The sequence below is a fragment of the Nocardioides zeae genome, assembly GCF_010686755.1.
GTDB lineage: Bacteria > Actinomycetota > Actinomycetes > Propionibacteriales > Nocardioidaceae > Nocardioides > Nocardioides zeae.
Genome location: NZ_JAAGXA010000012.1, coordinates 1 through 13,002, shown reverse-complemented (window position 1 = coordinate 13,002; position 13,002 = coordinate 1). Strand labels below are relative to the sequence as shown.

Annotated in this window: 11 protein-coding genes, 1 tRNA gene, 1 other RNA gene and 2 pseudogenes; 12 read left to right on the top strand and 3 right to left on the bottom strand. The window is 66.6% G+C overall.

Translation table 11 applies throughout. The annotated features are described in order from the left end of the window. The first annotated feature begins 7 nt into the window (after positions 1-7). From G3T38_RS16035 to G3T38_RS16000, 8 genes are all read left to right on the top strand, one after another. Positions 8-943, top strand: a complete 936-nt coding sequence (locus tag G3T38_RS16035) for a TylF/MycF/NovP-related O-methyltransferase (RefSeq protein WP_163773332.1) — start codon at positions 8-10, stop codon at positions 941-943. Further along, the gene (locus G3T38_RS16030) at positions 940-1,956 is read left to right on the top strand and encodes a hypothetical protein (RefSeq protein WP_163773331.1); all 1,017 of its coding nucleotides are present in this window, start codon (positions 940-942) and stop codon (positions 1,954-1,956) included. The genes G3T38_RS16035 and G3T38_RS16030 overlap by 4 nt, the downstream gene beginning before the upstream one ends. Before the next feature lie 11 nt (positions 1,957-1,967). Beyond that, entirely contained in the window at positions 1,968-2,729 is a 762-nt protein-coding gene (locus G3T38_RS16025; RefSeq protein WP_163773330.1) for a methyltransferase domain-containing protein, read from the top strand. Continuing rightward, complete coding sequence (locus G3T38_RS16020; protein WP_163773329.1) at positions 2,726-3,943, top strand: MFS transporter; 1,218 nt, start codon at positions 2,726-2,728, stop codon at positions 3,941-3,943. Before G3T38_RS16025 ends, G3T38_RS16020 begins: the two co-directional genes overlap by 4 nt. Positions 3,944-5,130: 1,187 nt before the next feature. Further along, entirely contained in the window at positions 5,131-6,057 is a 927-nt protein-coding gene (locus G3T38_RS16015) for a peptidase M16 family protein (RefSeq protein WP_163773328.1), read from the top strand. A 78-nt stretch (positions 6,058-6,135) separates the two neighbouring features. Continuing rightward, entirely contained in the window at positions 6,136-6,606 is a 471-nt protein-coding gene (locus tag G3T38_RS16010) for a DUF2087 domain-containing protein (protein WP_163773452.1), read from the top strand. After that, on the top strand, positions 6,603-7,658 hold the full coding sequence (locus tag G3T38_RS16005; RefSeq protein ID WP_163773327.1) for a hypothetical protein: 1,056 nt from the start codon (positions 6,603-6,605) through the stop codon (positions 7,656-7,658). The genes G3T38_RS16010 and G3T38_RS16005 overlap by 4 nt, the downstream gene beginning before the upstream one ends. Positions 7,659-8,050: 392 nt before the next feature. Further along, positions 8,051-8,425: a hypothetical protein gene (locus G3T38_RS16000; protein WP_163773326.1), complete on the top strand. Its 375-nt coding sequence runs from the start codon at positions 8,051-8,053 to the stop codon at positions 8,423-8,425. A 374-nt stretch (positions 8,426-8,799) separates the two neighbouring features. On the opposite strand, the gene G3T38_RS22775 is transcribed toward G3T38_RS16000, so the two are convergent. After that, positions 8,800-9,096: a hypothetical protein gene (locus tag G3T38_RS22775; RefSeq protein ID WP_163773323.1), complete on the bottom strand. Its 297-nt coding sequence runs from the start codon at positions 9,094-9,096 to the stop codon at positions 8,800-8,802. Between G3T38_RS22775 and G3T38_RS21835 the strand changes: the two genes are divergently transcribed. Then, a complete protein-coding gene (locus G3T38_RS21835; protein WP_338037704.1) occupies positions 8,996-9,301 on the top strand; it encodes a recombinase family protein in 306 nt (101 codons plus the stop codon). The two genes, G3T38_RS22775 and G3T38_RS21835, sit on opposite strands and share 101 nt — an antisense overlap. Beyond that, positions 9,298-9,780, top strand: a pseudogene (locus G3T38_RS22900) (recombinase family protein); the annotation flags it as partial. The gene G3T38_RS21835 and the pseudogene G3T38_RS22900, both read left to right, overlap by 4 nt. Here G3T38_RS22900 and G3T38_RS15980 read toward each other — a convergent pair. Then, positions 9,700-9,978, bottom strand: a complete 279-nt coding sequence (locus tag G3T38_RS15980) for a hypothetical protein (RefSeq protein WP_163773324.1) — start codon at positions 9,976-9,978, stop codon at positions 9,700-9,702. The pseudogene G3T38_RS22900 and the gene G3T38_RS15980 sit on opposite strands and share 81 nt — an antisense overlap. A 490-nt stretch (positions 9,979-10,468) precedes the next feature. Next, positions 10,469-10,556 (bottom strand) — tRNA-Ser (locus G3T38_RS15975). A gap of 142 nt (positions 10,557-10,698) precedes the next feature. Between G3T38_RS15975 and ffs the strand changes: the two genes are divergently transcribed. Next, positions 10,699-10,789: signal recognition particle sRNA small type (gene ffs, locus G3T38_RS15970), an RNA gene on the top strand. Positions 10,790-10,843: 54 nt separating this feature from the next. Next, positions 10,844-13,002, top strand: a pseudogene (locus G3T38_RS21830) (DNA polymerase III subunit gamma and tau); the annotation flags it as partial.

The following is a 13,002-nucleotide window of genomic DNA, read 5'->3' as shown; positions in this document are numbered from 1 at the left end:
GAGAATGATGGATCTCGCTGTCGGGACCTATCTGCTTCGCACGTCTGACGGATATCGCGTCGGTCACGTCGACCAGCCTCGTTGTTCCTTGAGAATCGGTCACAGCGTCGTCGGGTTGATCGGCGATGTTGCAAGCGGCAGGACGGGCGCGGTTGAGCGCGACCGTTCGTCTGATGCAGCTCTCGACAAGCTTCGGGAGTTCGGCGTGATCGGCGACGTCGAACCACTCCGGGACATCCATGCTGAGTTGCCTGAGGTGGTTGGTATCTATCCGGACCTGGACGCTGACGCGGATTTCACTGCGGCCGCCCGCACGGTTCGGGGCGACACGCTGTCCTCGCCACCGGCGATGTTCGCCACCTGGTCGGCTGTGCAGCACGTGGTCCGGGCGGGGATTCCCGGTGCGTTCGCCGAGTGCGGCGTGTGGCGCGGCGGTAGCTCCATGCTCATGGCGCTTGCCGCGGGACGTGAAGCCCACTCTCGTGAGTTCTGGCTCTACGACACGTACGAGTGGTCATGGAAGCCGACGCGACACGACAAAGACGGTTTGACGCTGGCGCCTGGCGCCTCCTACCGGCCGGCTGAGGTGTCCGATTGCTTCATGAGGGGCGCGGGTGTCGTCGATGTGCGGAACAAGATGCTCGCCTGCGGTGCGTTGGAGGAAAACCTGTACACCGTCCAAGGTTTCGTCGAGGACGAGCTGACCTCGAAGTCACCCCATGAGATCGCCGTCCTACGGCTCGATACCGACTTCTACGAGTCGACGATGGCGGAGCTCACGGTCCTCTATCCCCGACTCAGGCCCGGGGGGATCCTGATCATCGATGACTACGGGAAACTAAGCGGTCCGACCGCTGCGGTGGACGAGTACTTCTCGGGGCCGACACCTCGACCCTTCTTCTCACGAATTTCGAACCAGGGAAGGATCGGGGTGAAAGTATGACGACGGATGCGGCGTTTCGGCTGCTGTCACCGCATCTGACGACGGACGACAGTGTGTCGACCCTTGAGGGGAAGTCGTTCCTCAAGCTGCGCAACAGGATCTTCTCTCACACCGTGCAAGTTCGGGCGCAGCTAACGCAGGACCACTTGGACACGCTCTTCGGTGGAACCCGCGACGCAGACTCGTTCTGGGCTGCGGTTGACCGCCTGTTCCCGGGTGGCGCGATCGCGGCTGGGCGCTACCTCCTGGAGAACGGCCTGCTGGTGGAATCGCGAAACGCTCAGGTGGATCAGTTCGACGCGGAGTACATCGGCTGGCGCCTGGTGGCGTCATACCGTCGGCTCATCGCCGACGTCGTGAGGAAGTCGATGGTTCTGAAAAGGCTGGTCACCGGACCGCCAGATCCCGAGTTGGCCATCGGCTTGTTGATCGAGACGTTCCATGTCGTCCGGTCGGCGTCGTGGACGGGTTCTGCGGTTCTTGATCACCAGATGACTGAGCGGCAGCACGCGCTCCTGTCCGACTTCTACCGGGTCGAGGCGGACCACGGGGAGATGCTACTCGGTGGGTTGGCCAAGGGGCCCGTGCCGGTCGAGGTCATCCGTGCGGAGCGCGGTACTGCTGAGACTCAGAACTACTCGAAGCTCTTCGCGTATCACGCGCGTCGTGGCGTCAATCAGTTCGCCGCGAGTCTCGTGCTACCAGAGGTCAGCCAGTTCCCCCCGGGACTTGACCTCCAGGGTGGTCGCGACTTGCTCGATTGCTTGCACCACGTGCACGGGGTGCCGGGGGAGGTGCTCCAGGGCTTCCGAGATCACGAGGTCGACGACACGGAGGCGGATCACGCGAACCTGCCGGTTTCCGTCATCGCGGAGTCAGGAACGGTCAGCCGTGACGAGGCTGATGAACTGTTTGGGGTGGTCGAAGGAACCGTGAGTGCCTACGCGGCCCACATCGAGAGTGCGCACACGTACTCCTCAACACAGCCGTCCACCAAAGGAGTGCTCTATTGAGCACAGCGTCCGTGAACTCTTTCTACAGCGGCCTGCTGGGCGATGTCTTCGTTCAGCAGACCTCTGGCCGACAGTTCGGTGAGGATCGAATCTTCCGCCGGGTCGTCCTCAGCGCGTACGCCGATGTGGCCGCGATGCCGGCCTTGGAGCTGGGTTGCGGTTATGGCCGTCTCCTCATCGAACTGGTGCAAGACGGGATCAAGGTCGAGGGCATCGATCTCTCGAGCGAGATGGTCGATGCGTGTCGAGCGGGGCTGGTGGAGCGTGGTCTGGATGCCCCGGTTCACCTCGGAGAATTCGCACCGTTGTCCCCCGGCCTGCGGAGCTACGCGTCGATGTACTGCCCTCTGAACAGCTTCAGCCTGATCGCCGATGACGATGCGGCGAGCGAGGCATTGCGCAGCTTCCGCTCGCACCTGGAACCCGGGGGAGTGGTGGCGCTGAGTGCTTCTGGTCGATGCGAGGATCACGGGAGCATGTCGATGTCGCTCCGGCACACTCTCACTCTCGACTCCGGACCCAGACGAGGGTTTCAGGTGAGGGTGTTCGAGGCTCGAGCGAGGTGTCGGTGCGGTCAGCACGTGCAGGTCCGTCGCCGCGCCGACTCGCTGGCACCGATCGCCGATGCGGAGTGGCGGAAGGGAGAGATAGAGACTCAGCTGCGCCGAGTATGGCAGCCGGAGGACCTGGCAGCCTCCCTGCGGCGTGCCGGGTTCGGCGAGATCCGGATGATTGGCGGCGCTGGCGACTACGTGATGGTGGGCGCGGCATGATCTCTTCTGGCCGTCGGGCGCGCGTGCGGCCGGCGGCGCTGTGGGTGGCCTTCCTGGTCGCTGCTGCTGGCGACGAGGTGGCCAGTGTTGCGCTCCTGCTTGAGTTCGCCGGCACGGGTAGGGGTTCGCTGGTCGCCTCGATGCTGCTCGCGCAGTTGCTCCCCTTCATCTTCCTGGCACCGCTCGCGGGAATAATCGCGGACCGGTTCGCGCCGCCGCGAACGTTGTCAACGGCGCTCTCGCTCCAGGTTGTTGCGCTTCTGGCCATGGCTTTCGCCTCGCACGAGATATTACTGCTAGTCGGACTCCTCGTCGTGGCGTCCTGTCAGGCTGTCTCGATTCCTGTCGTCTATGCGCTGCTCCCTGACCTCGCGTCGGGGGTCGGTGCCAGCCGTGCCAACGCCGCGCTGGAGCTTGCTCGGAGCAGTGCCACACTTGGAGGGCCACCGCTGGGGGGCCTTCTCGTCTCCGTGTCCAGCACCGCCCACGCCCTGGCGTTCTACGCCGGCGCGTGCACGCTGTCGTTGGTCCTCGTCGCTGCGTTGCTCCCGCGACAGAGCCCCACACGCGCCTCGCAGAGCGCCCGTGAGGGCGCACTCGCGGGGTTCCGTCACCTCTACGCCGACAGGACACTGCTTGCCGTGGTGGCCTTAGTTGCAGCGTCCGTCGTCGTCACGTCCATGGTCAACGTCGTGTTGGTTTTCTTCGTGCTCGACGTGCTCCGGGGGAGTCCAGCGGAGGTCGGGTTCGTCGTGTCTTCGTGGGGCCTCGGTGCCCTCCTGGCGGGCGTAGTGGCGTCCAAGGTCGACATGGATCCGCCGCACCGGTTCGTTCCAGCCGGGATGCTTCTGCTCGGCGCTTCGCTCGGCTTGTGGGGGTCGACCTCCTCGCTCCCCCTCGTGGTCGTCCTCGCCGCACTGGCTGGTGTCGGGAGTGTTCTGACGTCGATCCTGCTCCGGGCAACGGTGCAGACCCGGGTACCGGATGGTGCGCTCGGGCGGGCACACGCCGCAGTGGGTGCTGTCGTCAACAGCTGCTTCGTCGTCGGTTATGGGGCGGCGGGTCTCATTGCGGTAGACCACCCGGCGGCCCTTCTTCTGGTGGCCGGTGTTGTCACGGTTGCTCTTGCCACCGCTGGTATCGCGCTGATCAGTCGGCCGGGGCCTCCCGCTGGGGCGGACGGGGGTGGCGGCGAATTTGCTGCTGAGCGTTGAAGCTTACCCGTATGACGCTGACCTCGTGTCGGTTTGCGTCGCTGTCAACTTCGGATACGGCGACGAAGAGCCGCCAGTCCACGGCCTCACCCACCTTGTGGAGCACCTGATGTTTACTTCGCCGTACGCGCCGCCTGGTGTGCACTGGGGTGAGACGCACCCCCACGCCGTCATCGGGCATTACTGCTTCGAATGGCGTGACCTTGTGCCCTCCCTGCGTCGGATCATCCACGCGGTGCGCGACCGTTGTCAGTCCATCGACGCGACCACCGTGAGAAGTTGCTTTGCAGCGATCGGGCTCGAGGCACGAGGTGCGACGCCGCGCCCGGGGCAATGGTCTGTCGGTGCCATCGTCGACGAGTTCCTGTCGTTAGAGTCGCATGCTTCGGCGCGGACACCCGATGTTGCGAGCGTGGTCTCCCACGCGGCGCGAATGACTGAAGGCGGGGTTGCCTTGTCGCTCTGCGTCGGACGGCAACACGTGCGAGAGGCCCGGGATCGTTGCCGTGGTCTGGTCGAGGATCTGACCGGGTACGTCGCGCGGCGAGATCTCGATGGCCGCCCAGGAAGGGCGGAGGGTGATTGGCGCGGAAAAGCCGTCCGCGGCTCGCTGCGCTGCTGGGCCGTGCCCCTGGCGACCGACCCCGCAGGCGTCAGCATCGCGCACACGCTCTCGTCCGTCGCCCGGGCGACGGGTGGGCCCCTAGAAGTGGTTTGGACTGGTGCGAGACTTGGCCCGGCCACGAGGGGGTTGGGTGTTCTCCTGGCTAGGAGAAAGGACAGCAGGCCGCCCTCCGTCGCCCAGCTCGCACAGGTCTGGAAGATGAGCGCGGCGTCGCGTGTGGCGGGTCCGCTGTCGAGCGGGGCAAGGAGCATGGACTACGTCGCACGTGCGAGCGCGTTGAACGGGGCTTTCGGCGTGCGGGGTTACGGCGTACCGAGCTGGATGCCGAGCGTTCGCGAGGCCGATGAGTTCTTCGACCGGCTCGGCGACAGTGTCGCAGGCGGGTGAGTGAAGCATCATGGCCCGACTTGTCGGCGTGGAGGTCACGAGCCCCGGTCGCACGCGCGCTCGTCTCCACTTCGCCCCGGGGCCAGCGCACGATCGCGAGCTGGCGACCGTCTGGCTCAGACGGTGCCATGCCCGACTTCGCGCGGCGTGCGCACCGCGTGGCGTGAATGTGACGGTGGCTGGGCACGACCGCGCCGCGGCTTTGGATATCGACGTCGACGTCGCTTGTCCGAGCGCCCTCGATGACATCGTGGAACTTGTCGAGAGCGGCTGCGCATCTGCGTGTGACGGGGTTGTCGAACCGCACGAGTGGCCGCACCTGGTCAAACGCATGGATGTTCGACAACACGCGCGTCTAGCAGCGTGGCTGGGATGCGGTGGAGTCGTGACGACACGCCACTTGGTGCAGGCACACGACCCAGTGGGCCGCCCGATGGAGCCATGCCAACTCGCTGCGGTGACGGCGAGCGACGCCTCCAATGATCCGGAACGGTGGTCGATCGAACCATCGCGGAAGTCGGCCGACGGTGGGTTTTCGCCCGGCGTGTGTCGTGAACGCAGCGAGGGCGCGACGGGGGAGCTTCTGCACTACCAATGTCGTCTGGATCTGGGCAGTACGCGGTTCGGTGAGATGGCGACGCTCATGTTGTGGAACGCTGCATATTTGGGGCCCTACGGCTCATTGGCTGCAGAACGCTCGCGTGAACAACTGGCGATGACCTACGTTTGGGACTGCCGCCTTGAGTTGCTGGACGGTGTGCTCGTGGTCGTGGCCGAAGTGGGTCCGGGTGACGTTGACCGACTTCGCGGGCTGGTGCGAGAGGTTCTGTCGGAGAGCACGGTCGACAAGGTGCCGGTTCCGCGGCTTGAGCGCGCGAGAGGGGTGGCCCGAATCATCCTCCAACGTTCGTGGCTCGACGCGAGCAGTGCGCTGAGCTTCGCCGGAGGGCTTCATGGGCTGGCAGATCCGCCGCGGCACTTCGGGATCGATGAACTCAAAGAGCTGCTGCGAGGCATCGATGGCGTGCGTCGAGAGGAGTTGCTTGCGGTGGCTCGTCGTATCGAGCGGTCTGCCGAGACCACGTTCGAGATCGTCCGGTGAAAGGGAGGCAAGATGGTCCACGAGTGCCTAAGAGCGGCCGAGGTGCTTCATGCTCTGTCTCGACCGCAGAGGCTGCAGGTGCTGTTCGTCGCTTCGCAGGATCCGGGGATCACCCTCGATGCCCTTGCTGAACGGCTAGGGGTTCCGGTCCGGACCGTCGTCAAGGATGTGTCGCGACTCCAGTCAGCGGGCTTGCTCGACCTCGGCCAGGGAGGCGTGCGCGCCACGTTGGGATTCGCGGACGCGCTTGCCTCGCAATTGGCTCGCTCGCACGGGTTGGACTCCAGGCTGGAGCCTGGATCGCGACTTGCGAACAAGTTCACCCTGGGACGCCTGGGTTCATTGCCGAAGGATCGGCACGCGCGGAGCGAGCTTGCAGCATTGGCGGCAACGCTCGTGCCGGAAGAGGGGATCGGCGAGCCAGAGCTGAACAGTCTGCTGGCGCTCTACTTTGATGACTTCGCTGCATTGCGGAGACTGATGGTCGACGAGGGCGCAGTCGAGCGGGAGAGCTCGTCGTTGACTTACTTCCGGACGAGCAGCCGATGAGCGACTCGGCTTCCTTTTTCTCGCGCCGAGACGTGCCGCTCGTTGCGAGTCCAGAGCAGTTGTGGAGTGCGCTGGTCTCGGGCGCCACGGCGGTGGCGCAGGGGGCGCCTCACGCCCGCCGAGGTGACTGGAAGCTGTTCCAGGGAACGAGCATGCTTCCAGAGGTCGAGGCGTTCCTGCCTCGACCCGAGGACTCCGGACTCGCCAGCTTCATCGACAGAATTGACGCGAGAATCGGAGACTCGGGCGAATGGTGCCTGGTTGTGAACTCCGTTCAGTCCTTCGACGCGCGAGTATTCGCCGAAGTGCGCAACTGGGCGAGGGAGCTAGGTCTGCTGCTGGGGACTGACCAAATTAGGGACGGGCAGTTCTTGGACTGTTTCGTCGTGCTGGGAAAGTACCGTGATGGGCCCACGTCCGTGCATAAGGACTCGGCGGACACGTGGATGCAGGTCCTCTGCGGCACTAAAGAGATGCTTCTATGGGACTTTGATGCCTTGGCGCACCTAGCGGAGAACGGCGGGCCGGATCTGGTCCGCTCCCACCACAATCTCCGAAGTGCACCGAGCGTCTTTCCTGCGCCCTCCGCGGTACTGCGGGGGGACGCGGGCTCCACCCTCTCGTGGAGGCATCCGTACTGGCATGCGGCGCGCTCCGACGGCCGCCCAGGGTTCAGCTTCCACTGCGCACTCCACCACGGCGGCGACAAGATGTCCGGCGACCACTCGCTCGTCCGGAGGGCGACAGCAGGAGGATTTCGTGTGGTGCCCCCGCTATCAACCGCGGTCGGCGTCGCGGGACCGGTCGTCCTCAGAGACCCAAGCCTGCTCGAGGTCATAGACGATCCGCGCGGCGGTCCGTACCTCTTGGTGGTGGCCGCGGGGCATGTCTGCCGGGTCCGGGAGTCGCGACCCATTCGTGCCGCAGCCGACCTCATCATCGCGTCGGCGGGCGACCCTCTCGAGCCGTCATCTGTTCGGGATCCAGAAGTGCGGGCCGCGCTCGAGGTGATCGTCACCTTTCTTCGCAACGCCCACGCGGTTCATCCTTAGATGAACCGCGGCCGGCGACGCCATCCGTCACCGACAGCGAACTCGGGAGGCCTACCCCGCGAACGCGATCTTCGACCGTCACCGCGAGGACCCCGAGCTCGGCTACCGGTTGTTGTTCGACGAGTTCACCGACGCCGGTCACGACCTGTCCGAAAGGGTGGGGATGGAAGCAACTGGCGAAGCGGTATGGGTGCAGCACGACGTCAGTGCGGAGGACGGTGATGCCCAATTTGTGAGAGACTACTTGGTCCAACTCGCCGATGATTAATTCACTGAAAAGGTGATGCACGATGGCGAAGTTAACAAACCGAGACGCAGATGGGTTCGTCGAGCGAAGGGTCACGGGGGAGAGGGGAGTTTGGCCATACATTGCCTGTCGTGATGACACGCATGTGCTCTATGGAAGTGGTAATGGCACAGATGACCTGCTCGTCATACGTGGCGGCGTAATTGCGATGGTCGGCGATGATCCCGAGCTTGTTGGCGCAACTGAGATTTACCGTGGCAAGAATGGCAATATCGAGATAGTCGATCGTATCCCGCGATGGGAGAAATACGGCTTCTGCTTTGGTCGTGACACCGGGACTATGCAAACAGATTTCTACTCTGGGATCATTGGTGAACGAGACCAGAAGAAGAAGGTCCACGTCGGCATCAATGAATGGGGTGACATTGTCGTAGTTCGTGACGACGATGGAGCAATCCCGTACAACAAGAAGAACGGTGTCGGACCTCTTTCTGGCATCTTGAACCGGTCGCGTTACTAGGGCTTAATTCTGGTAAGAAGTAGACAGTATGGTCAAAAAACAGCTCAATAATCTATCTGCAATGATTCGAATCTCCGAAATGGTGACTTTCGCCGAGACGCTGCCATCGAGCATGCTGCTCCAGCGGAACACTGAGCCGGTTTACCCTGTAACCGTAGGCGAGCACCTCGTCGCCTACACTTGGGAATTGTTCTCCAGGATGACTGGGAAGGCGAAGTTCCCGAGTCTCTGGAACAGACTGCTGCCGGGCAGTTCCCTGACGTCGAGCGGTCTGATTCTTGGTTTTTCTCTTAGTATCGACAAGACCCATCAGGAGCTGCCGCTAAGCGGCCGCCGCACCGCTCGGCGCCGATGGCCTGATCGCGAATTTCGGCCTAGAGCTCGCCGGCCAGCTGATCATCGCCCAACCGAAGCGTCAGTGCGTTAGCTGCGAGCTTGTCTAGCGTCTGGTCAGTAGCCACGCCTCGCATACCCTCCGGCGAGTTGGCGAATCCCTCAATGACGGCGTCGCGAAATTCTGTGGTCAGTTCCTTCATTGCGGACCTAATCCGCTCCGTCTCTGCTGCCTCCTTGTCGCGACCGACGAGGAACTCGACAGCTACGCCGATCGCACCAGCAACGAGGCTGGACCGGTTGGCGCGCTCGCGCATCGACGATGCCGAGATCGCCACAATCTTCCACCTCTCAGGGACCACGTTGGTCTCCGCGAGCGAGCAGATCGACGACACGCCGTCCGGCTCGCTGCTGCATGGCATCATGGCCGCGATCGCGGAGCACTACTCGAAGAACCTCTCGTTCGAGGCGAAGAAGGGGATGGCCGAGAAGGCCCGCCGCGGCGGGACACCCGGAGTCGCCCCCTCGGCTACCTCAACGTGATCGAGCGCGTCGAAGGCATCGAGGTACGGACCGTGCGCATCGATCCCGACCGCGCCCACCACGTGCAGTGGGCGTTCGAGCAGTACGCGACCGGCGAGCACTCCATCGGATCGCTGCGCAAAGAGCTGGAGGAGCGGGGCTTCAAGTCACGCACCACTCGCAAGATCGTCGGTAAGCCGATCAACAACGGCCAGCTCCACCGACTGCTGACGAACCCCTACTACAAGGGGTTCGTTCTGTTCAACGGGGCGATGTACGCCGGTGCGCACGAACCGCTGGTCGACGACGTCACCTGGCAGCGTGTTCAAGACATCCTCGCCACGCGGCGGATCGCGGGGGACCGGTCCTGGAGGCACCAGCACTACCTCAAGGGCGCGCTGCGCTGCGCGCGGTGTGGCTCACGGATGGGGTTCGCTCCCGCCAAGGGGAAGTCGGAGGAGTACGACTACTTCTACTGCATCGCCCGGCACACGAGCCGCACGCAGTGCGACCTGCCGTACCTGTCGGTGATCGAGGTCGAGGAAGCGATCGAGCGCAGGTGGAGCGTCGTCCGGTTCTCCGATGACCAGATCGAGGCGTTCAGCAAGCGCGCGCGTGGCGACCTGCATCGCTCTGCTGAGTCGCGCAGCCGCCTGATCGTCGACCAACGCCGCCGTCTCGCCGAGCTCGAGCGCCACCGCCAGAAGCTGCTTGACGCCTTCATGATCGATGCCGTGTCGGTCGAGGTGCTGAAGCAGCGTCAGACGCAGGTGGAAGCGGAGATCGCTGACGCCAAGCGCTTGATCGCCAACGCACAGACCACCAGCGACGAGGTGTTCGCCCGTCTGGAGCAGGTCATCGCGCTCCTAACCCACGCCGACCGGCTCTACGCCTCGGTGGGTGAGGAAGCGCGAGAGCTGCTCAACTCCGCTGTCTTCGGACCGTTCGACCTCGACTTCCGAGCCGACGCCGAGGGCGAGGGCGCGCCGGGGGAGAGGCCAACCCCGGCCACGTCGGCGCGTGTGGCGGCCACCGCGGCCTTCACCGCGCCCGTGGGCGCCGTCCTGGGAGACGGGGCCGCTGTGAGTCCCACGGGCAGGGCCAGGACAGGCTCGGCCACCGGGGAGGGGGGAGACGCAAGAACCCCCGCCGGGCTGATGCTCGGCGAGGGTTCGAACGTGTCTCATTTGGCGGAGGTAGGGGGATTCGAACCCCCGAGGGCGTTAACCCAACACGGATTCCAGCCGTGCGCCATAGGCCACTAGGCGATACCTCCGCCGAGGAGCGTACTGGTTCCCCTGAGACCGGTGAAATCCGGTGCGCGCGCACGCACCCGCCGTACGGCGCGGTCCGCCGCGCTCCGCCGTCCGGAGTGGTCGCGTTGTCGCTCGCTCGGGGGGTCGCCTACACTCGCTGCCAACCCCCCGTGTGGCGGCACCTCGCCCAATTCCCCCAGGGCCGGAAGGCAGCAAGGGTAAGTGAGCTCTGCCGGGTGCACGGGGGGCCTTTTCGTCCCCCGACCGCTGCGGTCGAGGTTTGTCAGCGCCTCTCGTTAGGGTGCCTCTCGTGGACTCCCCCCTCGCTCTTTACCGGCGCTACCGCCCGGAGACGTTCGCCGAGGTCATCGGCCAGGACCACGTCACCGAGCCGCTGCGCGCCGCCCTGGCGAGCAACCGGGTCAACCACGCCTACCTGTTCTCCGGCCCTCGTGGCTGCGGCAAGACGACGAGCGCCCGCATCCTGGCGCGCGCCCTCAACTGCGAGCAGGCGCCGATCGCCGACCCCTGCGGCGAGTGCCGCTCGTGCCGCGACCTCGCGCGCGGCGGCCCGGGCTCCATCGACGTCATCGAGATCGACGCCGCCTCCCACGGTGGCGTGGACGACGCCCGCGACCTGCGGGAGAAGGCGTTCTTCGCGCCCGTCCACAGCCGCTACAAGGTCTACGTCATCGACGAGGCCCACATGGTGACGACGCAGGGCTTCAACGCGCTGCTCAAGCTGGTGGAGGAGCCGCCGCCCCACCTCCGGTTCATCTTCGCGACGACCGAGCCCGACAAGGTCATCCCGACGATCCGGTCGCGCACCCACCACTACCCGTTCCGCCTCATCCCGCCGAAGCTGCTGTCGGGCTACCTGCAGGAGCTGTGCGACCGCGAGGGCGTGCCGATCGAGCCCGCGGCGGTGCCGCTCGTGGTGCGGGCCGGCGCCGGCTCGGCCCGCGACACGCTCTCCGTGCTCGACCAGCTCATCGGTGGCTCGGGAGCCGACGGTGTGACCCACGCGCTGGCCACCGGACTGCTGGGCTACACCCCCGACACGCTGCTCGACGAGGTCATCGACGCCTTCGCCGCCGGTGACGGCTCCGGCGTCTTCGGCGTCGTCGACAAGGTCATCGAGGTCGGCCAGGACCCGCGGCGCTTCACCGAGGACCTGCTGCGCCGCCTGCGCGACCTCGTCATCATCGCCGCGGTCCCCGACGCCCCGGCGACCGGCCTGCTCGAGGTCGCGGAGGACCAGGGCGAGCGCCTCAGCGCCCAGGCGGCCCGGTTCGGGGCGTCCGAGCTGAGCCGCGCCGCCGATCTCGTCGCCGCGGGGCTCACCGAGATGCGCGGGGCCACCGCGCCCCGGCTGCTCCTCGAGCTCATCTGCGCCCGCGTCCTGCTGCCCGCGGCCGACTCCACCAGCGATGGCGTCATGGCGCGCCTCGACCGCATCGAGCGGCGGATGGCGATGCCCGGCGGTGCCGCGATCGCGGCCGAGGCCGACGGCGTCCCCGCCCCTGCCCCCGCCCCCCCGCGCACCGTGCGCCCGCGGCTCGCGGACGCGCTGCCGGCCCAGCCCGCGGCCCCTGCCGCGCCCCCGGCACCCGAGCGCCCGGCACCCGAGCGCCCGGCCGAGGCGCCCGGCACCCGAGCGCCCGGCCGAGCGCCGCGACCCGCGTCCCGTCGCCGACCAGCCGCCGCCGGTGCCTCCCCGGGCGCCCACGGGCGACCGTCCCGGCGACCGCCCCGGGGAGCGCGACGGCGGCCAGCCGTCTCCCCGACCGGCGGAGCCGGAGCGCACCGAGTCGGCCGCACCCGCCGGCTCGCCCGCGGACCGGCCGGGCGAGCGTCCCGGCGAGCAGGCGTACGCCGACGCCCCGACCACCGACGACGGGTGGCCCACCGCGGTCGTGCCCGGCGGCGCCCAGGCGACCCCAGTGGCCCCGGCCGCCCCGTCCCCGGCCGCCCCGTCCCCGGCCGCCCCGGCGCCGGCGCCTGCCGCTCCGGAGCCGGCCCCGTCCGGCGCGGGTTCGTCGTCGGGTGGCATGACGCTCGCCGACGTACGCCGGTTGTGGCCCGAGGTCGTCGAGGCCACGAAGTCGATGAGGAGGGTCACCTGGATCCACCTGTCGAAGAACGCCCAGGTCGTGGCGTTCTCCGACGGCGTCCTGACGCTCGGGTTCGCCAACGCCGGAGCCCGCTCGTCGTTCGAGTCCGGCGGCAGCATCGAGGTCGTGCAGGAGGCGACGGTCCGCACCTTCGGGTTCGACTGGCGCATCGAGGCGATCGTGGACCCGGGCGCGTCGGGCGGCACCACCCCGCCGCGCCCCGCGCAGCCCCCGGCCACCGACTCCGACGGCGCGAGCGCCCCGGCCCCGCGGGCCGAGCCCCGGGCCGAGGCGCCCTCGGGCGATCCGTGGGCCCCGCCCGCCGGGTCCGACCAGCCCGACCAGCCCGAGC